This window comes from Bradyrhizobium sp. HKCCYLRH2060, assembly GCF_051168135.1.
Lineage (GTDB): Bacteria > Pseudomonadota > Alphaproteobacteria > Rhizobiales > Xanthobacteraceae > Bradyrhizobium.
In genome coordinates this window covers 177,312-198,851 of record NZ_JBNPUK010000010.1, presented here as the reverse complement: position 1 = coordinate 198,851, position 21,540 = coordinate 177,312, and the positions used below count along the sequence as shown (strand labels likewise).

Sequence of the window (21,540 nt, the reverse complement as noted above, 5' to 3'; positions counted from 1 at the left end):
ACGCAAGATCCGCCGTCAGCCGCGCACCGCGCTCTGGCCGGCCAGCACCGGGGTCGGTCGCACGACGCGGGACGGCTGCAGCACGGCGAGATTGCCGATGAACTGGCGCGCGCTGTTCTCCCAGGAGCGGTCGAGCGCGAACGCCCGGCAGGTCTCACGCGACATCGTCAGCGCCTTCAGGCACGCCGCGCGCAGATCCCAGTCGATCGCCCCGATCGGATGGTCGGCGATGACGTCGAGCGGACCGGTCACGGGGAAGGCCGCGACCGGCGTGCCGCACGCCAGCGACTCCAGCTGCACCACGCCGAACGTATCGGTCAGGCTGGGAAACACGAAGACGTCGGCGGCCGCCATGTGCGCGGTCAGGTCCTTGCCGGTCTTCTCGCCGAGGAAGTGCGCGGTGGGGAAGCGACGCTCGAGCTCCGCCTTCTGCGGACCGTTGCCGATCACGACCTTCGAGCCCGGCAGGTCCAGCGACAGGAACGCCTCGAGGTTCTTCTCGACCGCGACACGGCCGACGGTCATGAACACCGGGCGCGGCAAATCGAGCGTGACCGGCTCATCCGGATTGAACAGTTTCGTATCGACGCCGCGGGTCCAGAAACCCAGCTTCTTGAAGCCGCGCGACGCGAGGTCCTGCTTCAGCGAATTGGTCGCTACCATGGTCATCGCGGCCGCATCGTGGAAGCGGCGCATCACCCAGTAGCCGACGGCATCGGGAATGCCGGTGCGCACCGAGACATACTCAGGGAAGCGCGTCGTGTAGGACGTCGTGAACGGCAGGCCGTGGCGCAGGCAGTAGCGGCGCACCGCCCAGCCGATCGTGCCTTCGGTGGCGATATGGATCGCATCGGGTGCAGCGGCCTCGATGCGGCGGGCGATCTCGCGGCCGTTGGTCACGGCGAGGCGCAGGCCCGGATAGGTCGGCACGCCAAACGACGGAAACCCCTCCGGCGTGAGGAAGGTGATGTCGGCGCCGAGGCCTGTGGCCGCGCGCGCCAGCGAGGTGAGCGTGCGCACGACGCCGTTGACCTGAGGGTGCCAGGCGTCGGTTGCGATTAAGATCCGCATAAGGCGATCCGGAAAGTTGCTGCGATTCTGAACAGCCGCAAAATCCGACATTGTTATTTCAGGCGTGTGACGTCATCGAACTGTCGAAGGGTCTTTTTGGCCGCCCGCCGCTGTTTTCCCCGCGATCCGTGGCCGTCCCGCGCGGGCGCTGTCGTGAAACCGTCATGAAACAAACGGTTAAGCCGACGAAACCGTTTTGCGTGCAGCGCGCAAACGCAACGAAACTTTTCTCCCCTATGAGTTGCAGCATCGGGCGTTGGTCAATGCGCCGCAAAGAATGATGACAGGCAACTGATTTTGACGACGCCGGCCGAGACAAGCGCGGCGCGCACCAAGCGATCAAACGAGGGGACGTCCATGGTCACGCCGGGCACAGTGTATTCGTCATCCCGCATTCTCTTTGGTGTACTCGTCGCATCCGCAATCATGGCGGCGACGCCGACGCAGGCGGCACCTCCCGCGCCACTCCCCTTCCCGTTCCTGCTGCCGCCGCCGATTGCGGCCTATGAGCCGCCGGCGACGGCGCCGCAACTGATCACACCGCGCGAGGACGAGGCGACCGCCTATGAGTTGCCGGCGCGGCTGCGCCGCCAGGTCGTGAGCTATTCGACTCGCGAGGCGCCGGGCACGGTCGTGATCGATACGCCTAACAAGTACCTCTACTACGTGCTCGGCAGCGGCCAGGCAATGCGCTACGGCATCGGCGTCGGCCGCGACGGCTTCACCTGGTCGGGCGTGCAGTCGGTGACCAGGAAGGCGGAATGGCCGGACTGGACGCCGCCGCCGGAGATGATCGCACGCCAGCCATATCTGCCGCGTCACATGGCCGGCGGTCCCGGCAATCCGCTCGGCGCCCGCGCGATGTATCTCGGCGGCACCGTCTACCGCATCCACGGCACCAACGCGCCGGAGACGATCGGCACCCATGTGTCGTCGGGCTGCATCCGCCTGACCAACCAGGACGTGATCGACCTCTATTCCCGCGTCAGCGTCGGCGCCAAGGTGATCGTGCTGCCGATGGAGCGCCGCGCCGATCTCGGCCGCATGACACGCTAGCCCGCGCCGCTCGTTCCTTCCTCCGGATCCTCCCTGACTGGACCGCCGAGGCCCAAAAGCCGCGGCGGTCATTTCTTTGCGCGCATGTCGGCGTTCACCATCACGGCCGATTGATGATGATCCGCGTCACGGGCTGCCCTGGCGCGCCTCCGTCCGGCCCTGTAAGCTCGGCAATCTTGTATTAACCGCGATCTCGCCGCTTCCGGCATGGGCCGGCGTGGCAGCTGGAGTCCGTGGATCCGACATGAACCTTCCGACACCGCGACCGGATTGGCAAAGCAGGCCGCATCCGCTCGCCCCGAGAACGCAGCCTCCGCCGCGGCGCTCGCCGCCCCGGCTGCGGCTGATCTTGATCGGCGCCGCCGGCCTTGCCGCCATCGTGCTGGTCGGCATCATCATCGTGGAGGTGTTTCTGTTCTCGGGCAGCACGCCGGCGCCGCAGCTGACCCAACTGCCGCCGCTGCCGCCGGCCACGCGCAATTCGATCATCATGACGCCGGTCTCGATCTCGCTCGGCGCGATTCGCGACGCCGCCGAAAAGGCCACGCCGCGCAATTTCGCCGGCAAGGCCGACAATCCCGTCAACCAGATCCTGCAGAATGCCGACATCGGCTGGACCGTCACCCGCGGCGCCATCGCCGCCACCGGCACCCAGGACACTTTGTCGCTGGCGACGCCGCTCTCGGGCCGGCTGAACGTCACCGGATCGCTGTCCGCCAAAGCAACCGGCGCGCTCGGCGACGCCATCGGCGGCCTGCTCGGCGCGGATGCGGCCAAGCAGATCGGCGGCATCAACATCAAGAACCTGAACGCTACCGCCGACATCAAGGGCAACGTGCTGATCGCGATGCGGCCGCGGCTGGCCGCCGCCTGGTATGTCGAGCCGAACTTCACCGCCCAGGTCAATCTCGGCGACACCGCGCTGACCGTCGCCGGCGCCCGCGTCAACGTGCCCGCGCAGATGAAGCCGGTCATCGACAAGACCGTCAATGACCAGCTCAGCGCGCTCAGCGACAGGCTGCGCAAGGACCCGACCGTGCGGCGCGTGGCGCAGGCGCAGTGGGCCCGCGCCTGCCGCTCGGTGCCGCTTCAGGGCACCACGCCGGGACTGCCCGCGGTCTGGCTCGAGATCAAGCCGACACGGGCGCTGGCCGCGCAGCCCGCGATCGATGCCAACGCCGTCAGCGTCACCATGGGAATCGAAGCGGAGACCCGGGTCACGGCCGCCGAGACCAAGCCGGAGTGTCCGTTCCCGGACAAGATCACGATCATTCCACCCACCGCCGGCGCCATCAACGTCGCGGTTCCGATCGACGTCCCGTTCACCGAGCTCAGCAAGCTCGTCGACTCGCAGCTCGCCGGGCGGACGTTCCCCGAGGACGGCTCCGGCCCGGTCGCGGTCACGGTGAAGCACGCGACCGTCGTGCCCTCGGGCAACCGGCTGCTGATCTCGCTGCAGGTGAAGGGCAAGGAGAAGGAGAGCTTCTTCGGCCTCGGCGCCGACGCGACCGTGCACATCTGGGGACGCCCCATGGTCGATCAGGCGCAGCAGATCCTGCGGCTGTCGGACCTGCAGCTCGCCGTCGAATCCGACGCGGCGTTCGGCCTGCTCGGCGCCGCCGCGCGCGCCGTGGTGCCGCATCTGCAGCGCGCGCTGCTGGAACGTTCGGTGGTCGATCTCAAGCCTTTCGCCGACAACGTCCGCGACAAGATCGCGACCGCGGTCGCCGAGCTGCAGAAGAACGAGAACGGCATCCGCGTCGATACCGACATCAACAACCTCGCTTTGACCGACATCGCCTTCGACGCCACCGTGCTGCGCGTGATCGCCTCGGCGGAGGGCACGATGTCGGTTCGAGTCAATACGTTGCCGGGACTGTGACGGGCCGTTTCGGAATGTCGCATCCCGTCGCTGCGGGCGTTCGGATCGTGCAACGACCGGCAACGATTCAATCGGGCCTGACCTGGTCTGCGGCCACTCACGAATGTCCGCACCGTTTCCGGTAACCCGATGCAGCCGCATCGGGCGAGCGTGCTGCGGCCCCGAGGCCATACGTTTCGCGAGGCTTGACGCGCCCTCACGGAAGCCGCAACACGGCGCAGGGAGAGATTGTCGGGCCTTGTCCGCGCGCCCGTCGCAGGAAACATTCCGTAACAAAATTCTTCGCAAAACGCCGCGATTCTAGGTCACTTGTCGGTATGGCCCAGACACAACCACACATTCTTGTCGTCGAGGACGACCGCGAGACGCGGACGCTGATCGCGAAATATCTGCGCAACAATGCCTGTAACGTGACCACCGCGACCGACGGCCGCGAGATGACCCGCATCATGGGCGACCACCGTGTCGATCTCCTGATCCTCGACGTCATGCTGCCCGGCGAGGACGGCCTGACCTTGTGCCGCAAGCTGCGCGCGGAATCGCAAGTGCCGATCATCATGCTCACCGCGCGCGGCGAGGACGTCGACCGCATCCTCGGATTGGAGATGGGCGCCGACGACTATCTGCCAAAACCGTTCAATCCGCGCGAGCTGCTCGCCCGCATCAACGCGGTGCTGCGCCGACAGGCGGCCGCGATGACGGCGAGCGCAACCGAAGGCGCGACCGCGCTGAGCTTCCTCGGCTGGACGATCGACTTCCGGCTCCGCGAACTACGCAATCCCGAAGGCGCGCGCGTCGCGATGACGAGCGCCGAATTCGATCTGCTCCGCACCTTCTGCGAGCGGCCGGGCCGCGTGCTGTCGCGCGACAGCCTGCTCGACCTGACGCAGGGCCGCAGCGCCGGCTCGTTCGAGCGCTCGATCGACGTGCTGGTCAGCCGCATCCGCCGCAAGATCGAGCCGGACCCGCAGGAGGCCACCATGATCAAGACCGTGCGCTCCGGCGGCTACATGTTCACGCCCGTCGTCGAGGTGGTGACCGGCCCGCAAAGCCATTGACCGGCCGGATCGAATGGCGATGTCATGATGTCGTTCGGCTTTCTCAACCTCAAGGGAATCCGCGGCCAGATCACGGCGCTGGTGGCCATTTCGATCGTGGCGCTCCATGCGATCATCACGGCGACGTTCCTGATCTATCGCGCCGAGCAGCCCGACCCCGAAAACGAAGTCGGGCCGTTTCAGCTCGCGACCGCCATCCGCATTCTTGGACGCGCGCCCGCTGCCGAACGGCCGCGACTGATCTCCGACATTGCCCGCGCCTATCCCGAGTTCGAGCTCAAGCCTCACGCGGGACCTCTGCCGGATGGCCGCCGGCGCGAGCCGGCCGGCCCCGACGTCGAGGCCGGGACCGGTGGCGACGAGCGCCGCCCGGCGCCTCAGGAGATGGCCGACGGACGGCCTCACGGTCCAGGCGGCTTTCGCGGCCTTGGCCCCGGCTATCGCATCTTCATGCCGCCGCCCGGTTCCCAGACGCGCACCGTCGTCTTCGCCCTTCCCGACGGCAACATGGTCTCTGCGCGGATGGCCGACCGGCCGCACCGGCCACCGTTCTGGGGCGCCCCATGGCTGACGACGATCATGTTCGCGCTGATCAGCACGACACTGCTCGGCCTGTGGGCGGCCCGTGCGCTGACCTCACCGCTGTCGAGCTTCGCCAAGGCTGCCGAGAGCTTCAGCCTCGATGGCGATGCCACTGCCCTGCCCGAGCGCGGACCGGAAGAGATCCGGTCGCTGGCGCGCGCCCTGAACCGGATGCGCCAACGCATCACGGCGCTGATGAACGACCGGACCAAGATGCTGGCGGCCATCAGCCACGATCTGCGGACACCGCTGACCCGCATGCGGCTGCGCTGTGAGTTCGTCGAGGACGAACTGCAGCGCAATCGCATGCTGGCCGATCTCGATCAGATGCATGCGATGCTGGGCTCGGTGCTGTCATTCCTGCGCAACGGCCGCAAGCTCGAGCCGATGACGCTGGTCGATATCGCGAGCATCCTGCAGCTCGTCGCCGACCAGTTCGCCGATGTCGGCCACAGCGTCACCTATGTCGGCCCGGCGCACGCGATGGCAACGGTGCGGCCCGACGACCTGATGCGTTCGGTCACCAACCTGGTCGAGAACGCCGTGAAGTACGGCAAGGAAACCGTGATCAGACTGTCGGCGTCGGGGAAGTGCCTGACGATCGACGTGGAGGATGACGGACCGGGGATCGCCGATGCGCGCAAGCCCGACATGCTGGAGCCGTTCGTGCGCGGCGACGATGCCCGCAACATGGACGAGGCCACCGGGTTCGGCCTGGGCCTCTCGATCGCGAAGGCGATCGTCCAGGCGCATGGCGGCGAGCTGTCATTGCACGATCGCAAGCCGCGCGGGCTGATCGCCCGCATCGAGCTGCCGCTCGGCCAGACCACCTTGCGCCCCGCAGCATGACGCGCGAACGCGCCCGGACGGATCCGGGCGCGCCGCGATCGAGACGATCGACTAATCGTCTGTGACGCCGTTACTCCGAGTACTTGAACTCGGGCATCGCCTTGAGCTGGTCCTTGGTCGCGTTGATCATCGCATGGTCGGGATACCAGCGGTTCTTCGAGCTCATCGACGAGGACGACGTGCCGGTGGCGGCACCGGTCGTCGTGGTCGAAGCCGGCGGGTTGGTCGACGAGGTCGTGCCAGAAGCCGGAGCGTTGGAAGCCGTGGTCGCCTGCACCGGCTGATCCGAGAACTTCACCTGGTCGAAAGAGACCGCGACGAGGTGCTCGCCCATGCCGAGGAAGCCGCCGACGCCGATCACGACGCCCTTGACCGCGCCGCTCTTGTCGACCAGCAGGTCGTCGATCGAGCCGACGTTCTCGTTGTTGTTGTTGTAGACCTTGACGCCGACGAGCTTCGAGCTGCGCCAGTCGCCCTGATAGGACGCAGCGGTGGTGTTGCTCTTGATTGTGGTGCTGGTCGTGGTGGTGGTGCTCTCCGCAGCGAAGGCGGCGGTCGCGAGCAGCAGGGAACCGGCGAGGCCGGCCGCAACAGTCTTCATCACCATGTGGTGTCTCCTCTCAGTGAATGGTGACGAGAGAACGGCAATGGACAGTCGGCGTTCCCAGGGAACCACGATTTCGTCACGCTGCGCGACAAGCGGTCTCACTGCGACGCGGAAGTGTTAGCTTGTGACGGTTCGGGTGGACATGGCTGACGTCGTCAGTACGGTATGACGCAGGTGCGTGGAGCTTGTTAGCTGCTGACCGCGGTGACGGTCGGCTCCCGCTCCCTGTTCTTACGGGGAGAGGGTTGGGGTGAGGGGCAGCCGCACGGGTGGTGGGCATGGTGAGACCTGTACCCCCCTCACCCGGATTGCATCTTCGATGCAATCCGACCTCTCCCCGCTTGCGGCAGGGCGATCGCATATGGTGAAAGAGGCTGGGCGCGCCGTCTTTTCGCGACCATCCTTCGAGACGCCCGCCTTCGGCGGGCTCCTCAGGATGAGGGCCTTTCTCCGCCGCAAAGCTGTTGAACCTCATGGTGAGGAGCGTCGCTCTTGCGACGCGTCTCGAACCATGAGGCCATGAAGGTTCCGCCCAGGAAAACCATATGCGATCGCCCAGCCGCAAGCGGGGAGAGGTCGAGCGGAGCAAGCCGCAATCGCCGTACTCACATCGGCATCAACCGATAGACCATCTGTTCAGCATTCCGTCCAAGCCAATTGAATTGCTCGGCTGCGGGACGCCTGCCCCTACGCCGCCATCGCGCCGTCCTGATCGACGGACTCGGCATAGAAGGCGATGGTTTCGTACCGATAGTCGCAGAGGCGGCAGTGCCAGAGATAGGCGGTGCGGCGGCCGTCCTTTTCGACCCAGGACGGCAATGCGATCGCCTCGCCACATTGGGCGCAGGGATTGTTTCGCGGCAGATCCACGACGCGAACCGTGGATGGCGTCGCGTAGATGTCGAATGAACGGTCAATGCTGGGTGAATGATCGTCGGCTGCCTTCACGGCCATGACGCGCTCCCTCTCTGTTCAGTCTTCTTGAATGAGTCAGGTTGAATGAGTCAGGCATGCTGTCGAACTGACGGCCGCGATCTTACCCGCGCGGCGGCGGATTTGCACGCGCCGGGATGCCGCGCGACATCCAACCTCACGCGGATGGGATCGACGTCTTTGATTCAATTGCCGCCGGAGGTGACCGCCGGTTCCGCGACATGGCGGGCGCCCGCCTTGCGCAGATGGATGGTGGCGATGTCGTCGGCATAGACCTTCTGCCAGCCGTCGACGTGATCGAGCAGCTTGGTCGCAGCACTTTGCGTGCGCAGCAGGGTCGCCTCGATGTCGTAGTCCTTGAGCAGGCGGAACAGATTGTCCGGCTCCATCAGGCCGGAGGCGGCATTGTGGTCGACGAAGAACTTCTCGCCATAGAGCTCGGTGCGGCCGTCGATGAACGGTGCGACACCGGCTGAGATCAGGTAGCCGCCGAAATCATAGTCGTTGAGCACCCGCGTGAGGTTGAGCTTCTTCAGCTCGGTCACGGCCGCGACGGGGGTGCCGCGCATGTTCGGCGCGTAGTTCAGGATCGCGGCCGACGCGATGGTGCCGGCGCCGAGCGCGAGCATCACTGCCGCCGTCAGCGCCGCGCCCGGCACGCGCGCCTGCGGCGGCATGGGCGACGCGCCCGCCTGCCGCGCCAGCGGCGCGGCGAGCACCAGCGGGCCCACCAGCGCCAGGATCTCCGCCGCGCGCGCCTGCGCCAGCGCCATGTGCAGCAGGCCGAGCAGCATGAGGATGCGCACCGTCGGCAGCCTGAGGCCATGGAACAGCGCGAACCCGATGGCGATCAGCAGGCAGATCTCGAACGGACCTAGCCCCTGGAAATCGGTCGCCTTCCATTCCACGATCAGCGGCAGCGCCTGACCCAGCGAGAGGATCTTCTGCGACGCCAGCAGCGCATTCCAGCCATAGGGCGTGCAGCAGCTCGCCGCCAGCGCGAGCGCTGCAAACCCGGCCCAGCGCAGCGCGAGGCTACGGCGGGCCGAGGCATCGGCATTGACCAGCGCGTCGAGCGCGGCGGGCGCGATGAAGAACAGGCCGAACACGAATCCGCCATGCAGATTGGCCCACAGCGCAATCAGCAGCACCAGCAGCCATGGCGGCGCGGCCTTGCGATCGGCGGCATCGACAAGTCCGGCGATCCAGGCCACCAGAATCGGAAACGCCAACACATGCGGCCGCGCCAGCAGATGCGGCAGGCAGAGCAGGAACGCCGCGACCACGAACACCAATGTCGTGGCGTCGCGCAGATGCCGGCTGAGGGCGCGCGCGAACAGCGCGAAGGACAGCGCGGTCGCCGAGGCCGCCAGCACCACCGGCCCGGTCCAGCCGGCGAACCTGTAAGCGGCGGCATAGGCGACCTGCGCTAGCCACTGCGTGGAGATCCAGGGCGCGCCGCGCATGGTGAAGGAATAGACGTCGACCTCGGGCACCGCGCGGTGGTCGATGATCCACTGCCCCACCGTGATCTGCCACAGCGTGTCGGGATCGTTGAGCAGCCGGTTGCCGGAGATCAGCAGCAGCGCATAGACGCCGGCGCCGACCCATAGTGGCAGCAGCGCCTGCGTGCGCCCGGCGGTCGCTTCGGTGTGGGTGACGGACAGCGTCATCGCGGCAGGGCCCCGTTGGCGGAATTGCTCCGCCAGCCAAGCATGCACGGCATAATTCGCGGTAAACCGCCGGCGCATCCGGACTCGCCCGGCGTCTCCGCCCCATTATTGCCACATTATCGCCCGGCGTTCGCGCCAATTACGGTGTGCAAAGTGTAAAGCGCGTGCTGGGGGGCAGCTCGGCATGCGTGTGGTTCCCGGGGGATCCTGACACATGAGACGTCTTGTGCTGACGGCCTGCATTGCAGGCTTCGCGATGGCTGGTCCCGTGCCGTTCGCAATGGCTGCCGATGATGCGAGCACCGCATCGGACAATGCAGCCAAGCCGAAGGCCGGCAAGGTCAAGCTCGCCCATGTCCGCTCCGACGGCACCAGGGAGCTGGCCGCACGCAGCGCGGTGACCAAGGCCGCGCGCGAGGTCGAGGCGATCGAGGCCGTCAGCAGCGCCGACACCTCGCCGCCGATGGACGCCAATGCCTCAGCGCCCGCCGACACCGACGCCATCCCGGCCGCTGCGGCCGAGCCCCGCGACGCCGAGCGCAGGGCGGCCGAGACCAAGCCGCGCCACATCGACACCGGCCATCCGCACATCGACGCGCTGGTGGCGGTGCACGCCGCCGCCAACAACATTCCGGAATCGCTGATCCACCGCGTCATCGTGCGCGAGAGCAAATACCAGAAGGACCTGGTCGGCCGCTGCGGCTGCATCGGCCTGATGCAGATCAAGCTCGGCACCGCGCGCGGCCTCGGCTACACCGGCGACGCGCAGGGCCTGCACGATCCGAACACCAATCTCACCTATGGCGTGCGCTATCTCGCCGGCGCCTACCGTGCCGCCCACGGCGACCACGACCGCGCCGTGCTCTACTTCGCCAGGGGCTACTACGAGGAGGCCAAGCGGCAGCGCCTCGCCGACGCGCGGCCCGCCGGCCGCTCCGAGCGGACGAGCGGCCCGCTCGACATCACCCCGAAAATCGCGACCGGCCGCCACGCGCGGGCGCACTGACGGCGCTTGGTTCCTCACCGCCCCAAACTGTCTTTCCGTGACACTCCGTTGACACGGGGCCGTATCGGTCTATTTTAAGCGCGTTCCGAGGGGAGCTCCGAGGGGGAGCTGAGATACCGCAGCGTGATGCGGTGACCCTTTGAACCTGATCCGGGTCATGCCGGCGAAGGGACAGGGATGCAGCAGACAACCACGCGCGGGGATGTCCCCGTATCCATCATCGGTGCAGGCATCGCAGGTGCCTGGCAGGCCCTGCTGCTCGCGCGCGCGGGCCGCGAGGTCACCCTGCACGAGCGCAGCGATTCCGATCTGATGCTCTCCACCAGCCATTGGGCCGGCGGCATGCTGGCGCCCTATTGCGAGAGCGAGGTCGCCGAGCCGATCATCAGCCGCCTCGGCCTCGCCGCGCTCGACATCTGGCGGCGCGAGCTGCCGGACACGCCGTTCAACGGCTCGCTGGTGATCGCGCATGCCCGCGACCGCGCCGATTACGACCGCTTCGCCCGCCGCACCTCCGGCTATCGGCGGCTCGACGCGCAGCAGCTCGCGGCGTTGGAGCCGTCGCTGGAGGGGCGCTTCCGCGAAGGCCTGTTCTACCCGACCGAGGGCCATGTCGAGCCGCGCCGCGTGCTGCCGAAGCTGCATCAGCGCATCGTCGAGGCCGGCGGCCGGGTGCTGTTCAACAGCGACGTCACGGCCGATGATCTCGACGGCCTCGTGATCGACTGCCGCGGGCTGGAGGCGCGCGACGCCGAGCCCGAGCTGCGCGGCGTCAAGGGCGAGATGATCCTGATCGAGACCGCCGAGGTGCAGCTCGCGCGGCCGGTGCGGCTGATGCATCCGCGCTTCCCGCTTTATCTGATCCCGCGCGAGGACAACCTGTTCATGCTGGGCGCGACCTCGCTCGAGGCCGAGGACACCGGCGTCAGCCTGCGCTCGGCGCTGGAATTGCTCGGCGCCGCCTACTCGGTGCATCCGGCGTTCGGCGAGGCGCGCATCCTCGAATTCGGCTCGGGGCTCAGGCCGGCCTACCCCGACAATCTGCCGCGCATCACCATCAAGGGCGAGCGCGAGATCCGCGTCAACGGCCTCTACCGCCACGGCTTCCTGATCGCGCCGGCGCTGGCGCAGGCGACCTTGAACTATCTCGCGCACGGCCAGATCGACAACGAGGTGATGCGATGCGCGTGACCGTCAATGGCGAGGCCCGCGACATCAGCGCCACCAGCGTGACCGCGCTGTTGTCCGAGCTGGACTACGAGGGCACCCATTTCGCCATCGCGCTGAACTACGACGTCGTGCCGAAGAGCCGCTGGGCGGAGACGGCCTTGAAGGCAGGCGACGAGATCGAGATCATCACCCCCCGGCAGGGAGGGTGAGTGATGGCCCGGCTCACGCGGCACTCACAGCCGTCGTCCCCGCGAAAGCGGGGACCCATGGCCACCGGCTGCGGTGATAGCGCTCGGTCTTACCCCGCATGCCTCAATGTGAGATCACACGGCATGGGTCCCGGCGTTCGCCGGGACGACAGCGGTACTCGGAGCGACACCGTCCGACATGACGGAGATCATCGATGGTGAAATTCTACGACAAGACCTTCCATTCCCGCCTGCTGATCGGCACCGCGCTCTATCCCTCGCCGGCGATCATGCAGGACGCGATCCGCGCCTCGGGCGCCCAGATCGTCACGGTGTCGCTGCGGCGCGAGGCCGCCGGCGGCAAGACCGGCGACGCGTTCTGGAAGCTGATCAACGCGCTCGACGTCACCGTGCTGCCGAACACCGCCGGATGCCGCAGCGTGCGCGAGGCGGTGACGACGGCGAAGCTCGCGCGCGAATTGTTCGGCACGAGCTGGATCAAGCTCGAAGTCATCGGCGACAACGACACCCTGCAGCCCGACGTGGTCGGTCTCGTCGAAGCCGCTGATATCCTGATCAAGGACGGTTTCGAGGTCTTCCCCTACTGCACCGAGGATCTCACGATCGCGATGCGGCTGGTCGATGCCGGCTGCAAGGTCGTGATGCCCTGGGCGGCGCCGATCGGCTCGGCCAAGGGCATCACCAATCGCGATGCGCTGAAGCTGCTGCGCGACCGCCTGCCCGACATCACCCTCGTGGTCGACGCCGGCCTGGGCGCGCCGAGCCACGCCGCGGAGGCGCTCGAGCTCGGCTACGACGCCGTGCTGCTCAACACCGCGGTGGCAAAAGCTGCCGATCCCGTCGCGATGGCCCGCGCCTTCCGGCTCGGGGTCGAGGCCGGCCGCACCGCCTACGAGGCCGGGCTGATGGACGCCCGCGATTTCGCCTCGCCCTCCACCCCTGTCGTTGGGACCCCGTTCTGGCATGCCGTATCCTGATCGCTTCTATCCCGTCGTCGACAGCCTCGCCTGGGTCGAGCGCCTGACCAAGCTCGGCGTCGGCACCGTGCAGTTGCGCGCGAAAGACCTGAACGACGGCGAGGCGCTGCAGATCGTCACCGATGCGCTGGCGATCACCAGGGGCACCGCGACGAAGCTGATCGTCAACGACTACTGGCGCGCCGCCGTTGTCGCCGGTGCGCAGCACGTCCATCTCGGCCAGGAGGATCTGGCGGAGGCCGACGTCGCCGCGATCAAGCAGGCCGGCCTGACGCTCGGCCTCTCCACGCATGACGATGCCGAGCTCGAGACCGCGCTCGCCGCCGAGCCCGACTATGTCGCGCTCGGGCCGATCTTCCCGACGACACTGAAGGCGATGCGCTTCGCGCCGCAGGGCATCGCGAAGATCAGCGAGTGGAAGAGGCGCGTCGGCAACATCCCGCTGGTCGCGATCGGCGGCATCAAGCTGGAGCAGGCCGCGGAGATCTTCGCCGCCGGCGCCGATTCGATCGCCGTCGTCAGCGACGTCACCCAGAACCCCGACCCCGACGCCCGCGTCCGCGCCTGGCTCGATGCGACCAGGGAGCCGGCCTGATGCGCGCAGCATTTGCGAATGCCTCTGACAGTGATTGGGCCCTGACGTCGCCCCGCTCTCCGTCGTTCCCTCCCCCCTTGTGGGGGAGGGCTAGGGAGGGGGGTAGCCCCGGGGGCGGTGGGTGCGGCTTACCCCCCTCCCCAACCCTCCCCCACAAGGGGGGAGGGAGCCTGAACAGTCTGCGTCCCTCACAGCGCCAAATCATCTCCGCTCGGCATACGCGGCGAGCCAATGTGAGCCGCAACTCTCTCCATCGTCATTGCGAGCGGAGCGAAGCAATCCAGGGCCGCGCGTGCCGCCCTGGATTGCTTCGTCGCTTTCGCTCCTCGCAATGACGGCCCCCATTCACTCCGACAACAACAATTGAGAAGGAGGACCCCATGAACATCCGCTCCAATCCCGACACCACCCTGCCCGCCGTCACCACCGGCCCGCTGCCGTCCTCGCGCAAGATCTACGCCGTGCCCGACTCCGCGCCCGATTTGCGCGTGCCGCTGCGCGAGATCATTCTCTCCGAAGCGGCCTCCGAGCCGAACCTGCCGGTCTACGACACCTCCGGTCCCTACACCGATCCCTCCGTCACCATCGACGTCAATGCCGGCCTGGCGCGCGCCCGCTCCGCCTGGGTGCTGGAGCGCGGCGGCGTCGAGGAATATGTCGGCCGCGACATCAAGCCGGAGGACAATGGCAATGTCGGCGCCGACAAGGCGGCGAAGGCGTTCACCGCGCATCACAAACCGCTGCGCGGCCTCGACGGCCACAAGATCACCCAGCTCGAATTCGCCCGCGCGGGCATCGTCACCAAGGAGATGATCTACGTCGCCGAGCGCGAGAATCTCGGACGCAAGACCCAGCTCGCGCGCGCCGAGGCCGCGCTCGCCGACGGCGAGAGCTTTGGCGCCGCCGTCCCCGCCTTCATCACCCCGGAGTTCGTCCGCGACGAGATCGCGCGCGGCCGCGCCATCATCCCCTGCAACATCAACCACGCCGAGCTGGAGCCGATGATCATCGGCCGCAACTTCCTCACCAAGATCAACGCCAATATCGGCAACTCGGCGGTGACGTCGTCGGTCGAGGAGGAGGTGGACAAGATGGTGTGGGCGATCCGCTGGGGCGCCGACACCGTGATGGACCTCTCCACCGGCCGCAACATCCACACCACCCGCGAATGGATTTTGCGCAACTCGCCGGTGCCGATCGGCACCGTGCCGATCTACCAGGCGCTGGAGAAGTGCAACGGCGATCCGGTGGCGCTGACCTGGGAGCTCTACAAGGACACCCTGATCGAGCAGTGCGAGCAGGGCGTCGACTACTTCACCATCCATGCCGGCGTGCGCCTCGCCTACATCCATCTCACCGCGAGCCGCGTCACCGGCATCGTCTCGCGCGGCGGCTCGATCATGGCCAAGTGGTGCCTCGCGCATCACAAGGAGAGCTTCCTCTATACGCATTTCGAGGAGATCTGCGACATCATGCGCAAGTATGACGTCTCGTTCTCCCTCGGCGACGGCCTGCGCCCCGGCTCGATCGCGGACGCCAACGACCGCGCGCAGTTCGCCGAGCTGGAGACCTTGGGCGAGCTCACCAAGATCGCCTGGGACAAGGGCTGCCAGGTCATGATCGAGGGCCCCGGCCACGTGCCGATGCACAAGATCAAGATCAACATGGACAAGCAGCTCAAGGAATGCGGCGAGGCGCCGTTCTACACGTTGGGGCCGCTGACCACCGACATCGCGCCGGGCTACGACCACATCACCTCAGGGATTGGCGCCGCCATGATCGGCTGGTTCGGCTGCGCCATGCTGTGCTACGTGACGCCGAAGGAACATCTCGGCCTGCCCGACCGCAACGACGTCAAGACTGGCGTCATCACCTACAAGATCGCCGCCCACGCCGCCGACCTCGCCAAGGGCCACCCCGCCGCGCAGCTGCGCGACGACGCCCTGTCCCGCGCCCGCTTCGAGTTCCGCTGGACCGACCAGTTCAACCTCGGCCTCGACCCGGACACCGCCAAGAGCTTCCACGACGAGACGCTGCCGAAGGAAGCCCACAAGGTCGCGCATTTCTGCTCGATGTGCGGCCCGAAATTCTGCTCGATGAAGATCACCCAGGACGTCCGCGACTACGCGGCTACGCTGAATGATCCGGCGACGGTCGGCATGACCATCAGCGGCACCATCGAAGACGGCATGGCCCAGATGAGCGCCAAGTTCAAGGAAATGGGCGGCAGCGTGTATCTGGATGCGGAGAAGGTGAAGGAGAGCAACAAGGCGTTGTGAGGGACCTCCCTGGGTTATTCGTCACCTCTGCTGAAGCATCCAGTCCAAATTTTGGGGCCGAGCAAGAGTTGCTCGGCCCTTTGGATTCTTGCTCGCCCTAGCGTTGCCATCTTGCATCTCGGTCCATTTTCGCTGACCTTACAAGAAGCGCACGACTCAGGAGCCCCCCCCCGTGAAGCGAGACATCGTACGGGAAAAGCAAGATCAGCGGTTTCGAGAGCATATTATTTCAGCGCTGACGCAGCCCCGAAAATCCCCGAAGATCACTCCAATCATAAACAGCCCATTATTTTTGTGGATCCTTACCGCAGCTTTTCTGACAGTTGGCGGAGCATACCTAACTCGGATGCAGGAGTGCGTATCAAGCGCAGAACAAGCTATTGAGAGACGCAGCCTACTCGAGACCGAGATGGACCTCAGACGCGATGCAATCAGCCATCTGGTGGAAGCGGCAACGAGCGTTGATGAGATTCGAAGTGGACTACTATCAGTCCAATCTTTCAGGCCCGAACTAAAGGACAAGTCTCTTTTTGACATATCAGCAGAATATGTCGGGTTAAATAAGTACGTCGACGAGAGCGGAGTGGCCGAGATTGAAAAGGCTTTATCCTGCAAAATCAAACCGATTAAGCCAAGCCAATTCATAAGATATTATTCGTTGTACACAGGCAGCCTGAATGACAAGGATCCCAACTTAGATGACCTAAAAGACTTTGTGCGAAAATACTTTTACGGCGATCATATCAGATCTCTAGTGCACACACTTAGCAGGTTTAGGCCCAGTTGCTCGGCAAGGGGTCTACTGACCGACGCGGTTCAAGGAACAAAGGCCGCCCACATTATTCAAGAGTCCGATTTTGATCCTAAGGTCATGGAGACCATTTGTAGCAACCCCGACATCGATGTCTTCGATTTTCTGAGAATTGGAGGCCCAGCACTCCGACCACCTTTCGTGAAGATGCAGGCACCATCCGCTCAGGAGATTGCCAAGTAAGGCGACTAGCTAGCGACCAAACGCAACTCGGGTGCGCCCAGCGACCACCGGGAAGCCCCATCATCGTTTATGGCTTGACTCATGCAGCTACGAAGGGGCTCCCGTCGATCGGGGCTCCTCGTTCACGAGACGCGTTGCCTTACGACGCGGAATAACGCACTGGTGGCAAGTCCACGCAACCACCCGAGGTGCCCATGCCCATCCATCACATCCCCGCTCCCCCTGGCATCAAAGCTCCGCCACTATCTTTCGGCACCCGCGTCGGCGACCTCGTCTTCATCTCCGGCATTCCCGGCTTCGATGCTGACGGCAACCTGCCCACCGAGTTCGAAGCGCAGTTCGCCAACGTCGTCACCAACTTCGCGCGCGTGTTGACCGAAGGCGGCGCTGCCATCCGCGATCTCGTCAAGGTCAACGTGCTGCTGACGCGCGCCTCCGATGTTGCGGCGATGAACCGGCTCTATGCCGCTTCGTTCGGGCCGGCGCCCTACCCCGCGCGCACCACCTGCGTGGTAGCGGCGCTGCCTGATCCGAAAATGCTGATCGAGATTGAGGGTGTCGCGGTGTTGGCGACGGCGTAGCGATGTGGAGGACGCTGTTCAGGCGCCTCAAGCACATAGAACGGTGCGCGTGAATGCGCCCTCGCCCCTTGTGGGAGAGGGCATGTATGGCCCATCCATACATGCGGTCGGGTGAGGGGTATGTCTCGGCGAGCCCGACTCGCGGAGATATACCCCCATTGGCGCTAACTTACCAAATTAGCGCTTGGTATTCTCGTTTTCTTGGCGGCTCTTGGAGATGGCGTTGAATGTTCCGCGCAGCGGCCTGCAACGTTTGCACGTCGGGTTTGGGGATGACGGCGTCGACGAGGGCCTCGACGATCAAGCGCAATAGGCGCCAGACGCCGTTCTTCACGCGGCCTCCCGGCGGGGAGAGTCACCGAGATGTTCCGCGATGAGCGGCTCGGTCAGCAGCGCCAGCAGAAGATGACAGAGGATGTGCGCTCTCGCACTCCTGGGATCCTCGCCCGGTGGTCGCGCGAGGCCGATACTGCTCTTGAGATGCTTGAAGGCGATCTCGATGCGCCACCGCAATCGATAGAGGCTGCTGATTGCTGGAAGTGGATATTCATCGCGATCGAGCGAGGTGATGATGATGACCCATTCGGCCGCGACCAACGTCTCGGGCTGCAGCTTGCGGCCCATGTCTCGTGCCCGGCGCGTGATCTTTTCGATCGTGGCATCGCGCGCCTGCTTCGGCTTTCGGATCGCCACCAGACGTAATGCGATAGGCTCTTTCGCCGAAGCCTTGATCCAGACGGGCCGATCAACCAGTCCCTTGCCACGCGACTTTTTTAGCAGAGCAATGAGATCGAGACGGTTCGCGTCGGCGTCGAGCCAACGAGCGCCATTCCATTTGGCGCGCACTACGATATCAGCGCTTTCAGCAAGCACCTTGGCGACCCGATCGGGCTGCAGATAGGCACGATCGCCGACGCGAATTTCGCCCGGCACGACACCGGCGCGATCGATGACCTCGCCCTCGCTCTCATCCGTCAGTTCGAAGGCGGTAAAGCGTTCGCTCGCCAGATCGAAGGCTGAATGTATCCGCCATACGCCGCCGGATTCTCGATCATTGCGGCCGGCTTTTGCCACCGCCGTGGCATCCACAAGACGGACCGGTCGGCCTTTCGCCGCGGCCAGGCAGGTCTCACCTGCGCTCCCAACGAGCAGCCGGCTGACCAGTTGTTCGAGCCAATCCGCCGAGTTGCGTAGCCGCTTGAGAAGCGCGACATTCGACAATGAGGCAAGTCCCATCGCCTCAGCCCATGCGGCGGTCAATCGCAGCCCGCGCGTCCCCCAACAATACGCGAGCACCAGCCGCAGCTGATCCACGGCACATTCGACCTTGCGGGCTCGTTTGAAAGCCCCAAATTCCCGAGCCTCATGCTCAAGCAGGTCAGCGCCGCCCAACCGAGCGATAGTGCGCAGCCATTCGGCGTTCGAAAGCGATTCGTCAGTCACTCGACCGAGGAATCATCCATTTCCGGCAGCAAAATGGTAAGTTAGCGCCAATGAGAGATACCCCTCACCCGACCGCGTATGCCGCTCTGTCCTACATGCCCTCTCCCACAAGGGGCGAGGGCGCTGTATCGCGCGGCGCCATGCTCGGCCGCGTTACGTCCAGGCGTGGCTGTGGACCAGTGGGCCACCCGACCATCGACCTTCCTACGGCACGTTGATCTGCTTCCTGCTGGTGGCGCCGATCACCTCGATCCCCTTTTTGCCGCGCACATGCGTGATGTCGAGGACCACGTGATACGGCGCCGGCTGCGGCAGGCCGATGCCGCTCTGGCAGCCGACCACCTCGATGCCCCAATATTCGGGTTGCCGGATATAGATCAGCGGATGCAATTCGACCTTCATCGTGACCCAGGGCTTGGTGCCGGTGACGATCAGGAAGTAGGTGTCCGGAACGATGCCGGGCACCACGGTCGCGCTGTCGAACGTGATGATCCTGCACGAGGTGGACTGGGGCAGAGCCTCGAATGCCTTGATATGCGCTTCTTCCATGACAAGCTCCGTTGAAATGACACTCAAAAATTGGCTGCACTCAAACAATCGACGATCTTAAACTTCAAATCCGCAATTCACAACTAAAGATTGTTAATCTGCGTTGCACACCAACGACGTGGTTGACGCGCATTCGCCGTATGGGCGCTCGCACTCCGGAAGATGCTGATCGAGGGCGTTGCGGCGATCGCGACACCGTAGGGCGGGCAGAGCGTTCGACGGCGCTCGCAGAGCGACGGCGGAGGCGTGCCCGCCGCGGTGGACATGGTGGGTACGCTCCCGCCGGCGCGTGGTGATGCAGTGAGCAAGACGTCGCTTTGCTTTGCCCACCCTGCGGTTCTGCCGGTGAGGCGACAGTCAATGGCTACGATGGTCGTCCGGCGATGGTGATGCCGATTGCAGGCGGCGAAGACGAGACGAGCGGAATACGCCGACCGCGCCACACACCGTCGCCGCCTCCGCATCGGCATCGCGAGTTCCCTCGCCTTCACTTGCACTGACGCCGTCATCTGCCGCCGCATCCGGCGACGTGCCTCATTTCATCGCAACCCTGCGTCGTCATGACAGCCGCCCTGCTATTTCGCTACTTGCAGGTTATTTAATTTTTAAATAGGATTTAATAGTCCGAAACATTATCTCCGAAAATCTCACGATAAATGTTTTATCCATGGCCGATTCATGCCCTGTTCCGCCTCGCGGCCGCCGCCACGGCGCCGTTGCGGGAGGCGATCCGGGAGGCCTTCCAGGCCCAGGTCTATCCGCTCGGCTACGTTCCCTCGCATGACGGCATGCGCGGGCTGATGACCCTGGGCGTTGTCACGGCGCATGTCTCGCATACGCTCGTGCCGGGCGCGGTGCTCTATATCGACCTGTTCTTCGTCGCCAGCGCCTATTACATCACCGGCCTGCTGCTGCGCGACATCGACAAGCACGGCCACATCAGGTTCCGGCAGTTCTATGCGCGACGCTTCGCCCGGATCGTGCCGCCGCTGCTGCTGATGCTCGCCGCCTACCTGCTGTTCACCTGGCTGCTGCGGCCGCCATTCCTGCCGGCGGTGGAGCGCGCCGCGATCGCGCTCTCCTATATTTCCAACTACTGGTACGTGTTCGATCCGAAGACGATCGAGGACATCGGCCACACCTGGACCTTGTCGACCGAGGAGCAGTTCTATCTGCTGTGGCCGCTGACATTCGTATTCCTGGTGAAGCGCTTCGGCGTCACCTGGCGGCTGGTCGGCGCCATCTGTGCCATTGCGGCCGCGATCTGGGCCTGGCGCGTCGCGCTGGTGCTCGATGGCGCCGAATGGCGGCGGCTCTACACCGCGTTCGACACCCGCGCCGACGCCCTGATGGCGGGCTGCGCGATGGCCGTCGTGCTCAGGCTGGTGCCGCACGGCGCCTCACCCGCGCTCGACCGGCTCTGGCCGAAGCTGGCGTGGCCGCTGCTGATCTATTGGGGCACGGTCACCTTCCTGTTCTGGCCGGCGGACGGACCGAGCATGAACTACTATCTGTTCGGCAGCATGGTGTGCGGCGTGCTTCCCGGCATCCTCGCTCTGACCATGCTGGCGCGCAGCCACGGCACGATTGTCCACCGCATCTTCGAATGGCCGGTCGCGCTCTTCCTCGGACGGATCTTCTACGGCATCTATCTCTGGCACCTGCCGATCCTGAATTTCCTCGACAGCTACGGCGTGTGGTGGCCGCTGCGGCTCGCGATCGGGCTGCCGCTGTCGGTCCTGGCGGCCACGCTGTCCTACGCCTATCTCGAGCGCCACTTCCTGCGCCGCCGCGCGCGGCCGGTGGCCTCGCAGCCGCCCCCCATCGGCGTGGTCCCGGCTTTCGTCCCGACAGCGAGCTTCGCGGCGGATCTCAGGTTCTCCTCCCGCCAAGGCACCGAGACCGTCCGCCCCTGACGCTCGCGCCGACGTCGCCGACGTGACGGCGTCGGATGGCGGCGGCCGCAATCCATGCGGCGCGCCGCGCATCCGGTGAGGCTCCGTTCGCTGCCATCCGCCTCGTCAGC

Annotated in this window: 19 protein-coding genes and 1 riboswitch; of the genes, 13 read left to right on the top strand and 6 right to left on the bottom strand. The window is 65.5% G+C overall.

The window, feature by feature from the left end; all coding sequences use genetic code 11:
* Positions 1-15 precede the first annotated feature (15 nt).
* Complete coding sequence (locus tag ACQR10_RS20575) at positions 16-1,071, bottom strand: glycosyltransferase family 4 protein (protein ID WP_316217598.1); 1,056 nt, start codon at positions 1,069-1,071, stop codon at positions 16-18.
* Between the two features lie 357 nt (positions 1,072-1,428).
* Here ACQR10_RS20575 and ACQR10_RS20570 point away from each other — a divergent pair, with 357 nt between their 5' ends.
* From ACQR10_RS20570 to ACQR10_RS20555, 4 genes are all read left to right on the top strand, one after another.
* Positions 1,429-2,127 carry a L,D-transpeptidase gene (locus ACQR10_RS20570; RefSeq protein ID WP_316217599.1) on the top strand — a complete coding sequence of 233 codons (699 nt, stop codon included), beginning with the start codon at positions 1,429-1,431 and terminating at the stop codon, positions 2,125-2,127.
* 244 nt (positions 2,128-2,371) lie between these two features.
* Positions 2,372-4,009 carry a DUF4403 family protein gene (locus tag ACQR10_RS20565; RefSeq protein ID WP_316217600.1) on the top strand — a complete coding sequence of 546 codons (1,638 nt, stop codon included), beginning with the start codon at positions 2,372-2,374 and terminating at the stop codon, positions 4,007-4,009.
* 317 nt (positions 4,010-4,326) lie between these two features.
* Complete coding sequence (locus tag ACQR10_RS20560) at positions 4,327-5,067, top strand: response regulator (protein WP_315717811.1); 741 nt, start codon at positions 4,327-4,329, stop codon at positions 5,065-5,067.
* A gap of 24 nt (positions 5,068-5,091) precedes the next feature.
* Positions 5,092-6,498: an ATP-binding protein gene (locus ACQR10_RS20555; RefSeq protein WP_316217601.1), complete on the top strand. Its 1,407-nt coding sequence runs from the start codon at positions 5,092-5,094 to the stop codon at positions 6,496-6,498.
* 70 nt (positions 6,499-6,568) lie between these two features.
* Here the strand turns inward: ACQR10_RS20555 and ACQR10_RS20550 are convergent, their stop codons facing one another.
* The 3 genes from ACQR10_RS20550 to ACQR10_RS20540 form a co-directional block, all read right to left on the bottom strand.
* Positions 6,569-7,105 (bottom strand): PRC-barrel domain-containing protein, encoded by a 537-nt coding sequence (locus ACQR10_RS20550; RefSeq protein WP_315804378.1) that lies wholly within the window; start codon positions 7,103-7,105, stop codon positions 6,569-6,571.
* A gap of 687 nt (positions 7,106-7,792) precedes the next feature.
* Entirely contained in the window at positions 7,793-8,059 is a 267-nt protein-coding gene (locus ACQR10_RS20545) for a hypothetical protein (protein ID WP_316217602.1), read from the bottom strand.
* A 164-nt stretch (positions 8,060-8,223) separates the two neighbouring features.
* On the bottom strand, positions 8,224-9,711 hold the full coding sequence (locus ACQR10_RS20540; RefSeq protein ID WP_316217603.1) for a hypothetical protein: 1,488 nt from the start codon (positions 9,709-9,711) through the stop codon (positions 8,224-8,226).
* Between the two features lie 214 nt (positions 9,712-9,925).
* Here ACQR10_RS20540 and ACQR10_RS20535 point away from each other — a divergent pair, with 214 nt between their 5' ends.
* The 8 genes from ACQR10_RS20535 (at position 9,926) to ACQR10_RS20500 (ending at position 17,522) form a co-directional block, all read left to right on the top strand.
* Entirely contained in the window at positions 9,926-10,717 is a 792-nt protein-coding gene (locus ACQR10_RS20535; RefSeq protein WP_316217604.1) for a lytic transglycosylase domain-containing protein, read from the top strand.
* A 78-nt stretch (positions 10,718-10,795) separates the two neighbouring features.
* Positions 10,796-10,907: riboswitch (TPP riboswitch) on the top strand.
* Positions 10,895-11,908 (top strand): FAD-dependent oxidoreductase, encoded by a 1,014-nt coding sequence (locus ACQR10_RS20530; RefSeq protein ID WP_316217605.1) that lies wholly within the window; start codon positions 10,895-10,897, stop codon positions 11,906-11,908. Its footprint overlaps the riboswitch before it by 13 nt.
* The gene (gene thiS / locus ACQR10_RS20525; protein ID WP_434863837.1) at positions 11,899-12,096 is read left to right on the top strand and encodes a sulfur carrier protein ThiS; all 198 of its coding nucleotides are present in this window, start codon (positions 11,899-11,901) and stop codon (positions 12,094-12,096) included. The genes ACQR10_RS20530 and thiS overlap by 10 nt, the downstream gene beginning before the upstream one ends.
* Before the next feature lie 194 nt (positions 12,097-12,290).
* Positions 12,291-13,073 carry a thiazole synthase gene (locus ACQR10_RS20520; protein ID WP_316217607.1) on the top strand — a complete coding sequence of 261 codons (783 nt, stop codon included), beginning with the start codon at positions 12,291-12,293 and terminating at the stop codon, positions 13,071-13,073.
* On the top strand, positions 13,060-13,668 hold the full coding sequence (locus ACQR10_RS20515; protein WP_316217608.1) for a thiamine phosphate synthase: 609 nt from the start codon (positions 13,060-13,062) through the stop codon (positions 13,666-13,668). The genes ACQR10_RS20520 and ACQR10_RS20515 overlap by 14 nt, the downstream gene beginning before the upstream one ends.
* 380 nt (positions 13,669-14,048) lie before the next feature.
* Positions 14,049-15,947 carry a phosphomethylpyrimidine synthase ThiC gene (gene thiC, locus ACQR10_RS20510; RefSeq protein WP_316217609.1) on the top strand — a complete coding sequence of 633 codons (1,899 nt, stop codon included), beginning with the start codon at positions 14,049-14,051 and terminating at the stop codon, positions 15,945-15,947.
* Positions 15,948-16,119: 172 nt separating this feature from the next.
* Positions 16,120-16,941, top strand: a complete 822-nt coding sequence (locus tag ACQR10_RS20505; RefSeq protein ID WP_434863836.1) for a hypothetical protein — start codon at positions 16,120-16,122, stop codon at positions 16,939-16,941.
* A 194-nt stretch (positions 16,942-17,135) separates the two neighbouring features.
* Positions 17,136-17,522, top strand: a complete 387-nt coding sequence (locus ACQR10_RS20500) for a RidA family protein (protein ID WP_316217611.1) — start codon at positions 17,136-17,138, stop codon at positions 17,520-17,522.
* 330 nt (positions 17,523-17,852) lie between these two features.
* Here ACQR10_RS20500 and ACQR10_RS20495 read toward each other — a convergent pair whose 3' ends face one another.
* Positions 17,853-18,965, bottom strand: a complete 1,113-nt coding sequence (locus ACQR10_RS20495) for an IS4 family transposase (RefSeq protein ID WP_316216447.1) — start codon at positions 18,963-18,965, stop codon at positions 17,853-17,855.
* A 204-nt stretch (positions 18,966-19,169) separates the two neighbouring features.
* Positions 19,170-19,514 (bottom strand): hypothetical protein, encoded by a 345-nt coding sequence (locus ACQR10_RS20490; RefSeq protein WP_316217612.1) that lies wholly within the window; start codon positions 19,512-19,514, stop codon positions 19,170-19,172.
* 656 nt (positions 19,515-20,170) lie between these two features.
* Between ACQR10_RS20490 and ACQR10_RS20485 the strand changes: the two genes are divergently transcribed.
* Positions 20,171-21,430, top strand: a complete 1,260-nt coding sequence (locus ACQR10_RS20485) for an acyltransferase family protein (RefSeq protein ID WP_316217613.1) — start codon at positions 20,171-20,173, stop codon at positions 21,428-21,430.
* The last annotated feature ends 110 nt before the right edge of the window (positions 21,431-21,540 follow it).

Coding starts and splice junctions, on each gene's coding strand:
- ACQR10_RS20575 (WP_316217598.1), bottom strand. CDS start 1,071: ATGCGGATCTTAATCGCAACCGACGCCTGGCACCCTCAGGTCAACGGC.
- ACQR10_RS20500 (WP_316217611.1), top strand. CDS start 17,136: ATGCCCATCCATCACATCCCCGCTCCCCCTGGCATCAAAGCTCCGCCA.
- ACQR10_RS20560 (WP_315717811.1), top strand. CDS start 4,327: ATGGCCCAGACACAACCACACATTCTTGTCGTCGAGGACGACCGCGAG.
- ACQR10_RS20570 (WP_316217599.1), top strand. CDS start 1,429: ATGGTCACGCCGGGCACAGTGTATTCGTCATCCCGCATTCTCTTTGGT.
- ACQR10_RS20490 (WP_316217612.1), bottom strand. CDS start 19,514: ATGGAAGAAGCGCATATCAAGGCATTCGAGGCTCTGCCCCAGTCCACC.
- thiS (WP_434863837.1), top strand. CDS start 11,899: ATGCGCGTGACCGTCAATGGCGAGGCCCGCGACATCAGCGCCACCAGC.
- ACQR10_RS20540 (WP_316217603.1), bottom strand. CDS start 9,711: ATGACGCTGTCCGTCACCCACACCGAAGCGACCGCCGGGCGCACGCAG.
- ACQR10_RS20535 (WP_316217604.1), top strand. CDS start 9,926: ATGAGACGTCTTGTGCTGACGGCCTGCATTGCAGGCTTCGCGATGGCT.
- ACQR10_RS20485 (WP_316217613.1), top strand. CDS start 20,171: ATGTTTTATCCATGGCCGATTCATGCCCTGTTCCGCCTCGCGGCCGCC.
- ACQR10_RS20520 (WP_316217607.1), top strand. CDS start 12,291: ATGGTGAAATTCTACGACAAGACCTTCCATTCCCGCCTGCTGATCGGC.
- ACQR10_RS20555 (WP_316217601.1), top strand. CDS start 5,092: ATGATGTCGTTCGGCTTTCTCAACCTCAAGGGAATCCGCGGCCAGATC.
- ACQR10_RS20515 (WP_316217608.1), top strand. CDS start 13,060: ATGCCGTATCCTGATCGCTTCTATCCCGTCGTCGACAGCCTCGCCTGG.
- ACQR10_RS20565 (WP_316217600.1), top strand. CDS start 2,372: ATGAACCTTCCGACACCGCGACCGGATTGGCAAAGCAGGCCGCATCCG.
- ACQR10_RS20545 (WP_316217602.1), bottom strand. CDS start 8,059: ATGGCCGTGAAGGCAGCCGACGATCATTCACCCAGCATTGACCGTTCA.
- thiC (WP_316217609.1), top strand. CDS start 14,049: ATGAACATCCGCTCCAATCCCGACACCACCCTGCCCGCCGTCACCACC.
- ACQR10_RS20530 (WP_316217605.1), top strand. CDS start 10,895: ATGCAGCAGACAACCACGCGCGGGGATGTCCCCGTATCCATCATCGGT.
- ACQR10_RS20550 (WP_315804378.1), bottom strand. CDS start 7,105: ATGGTGATGAAGACTGTTGCGGCCGGCCTCGCCGGTTCCCTGCTGCTC.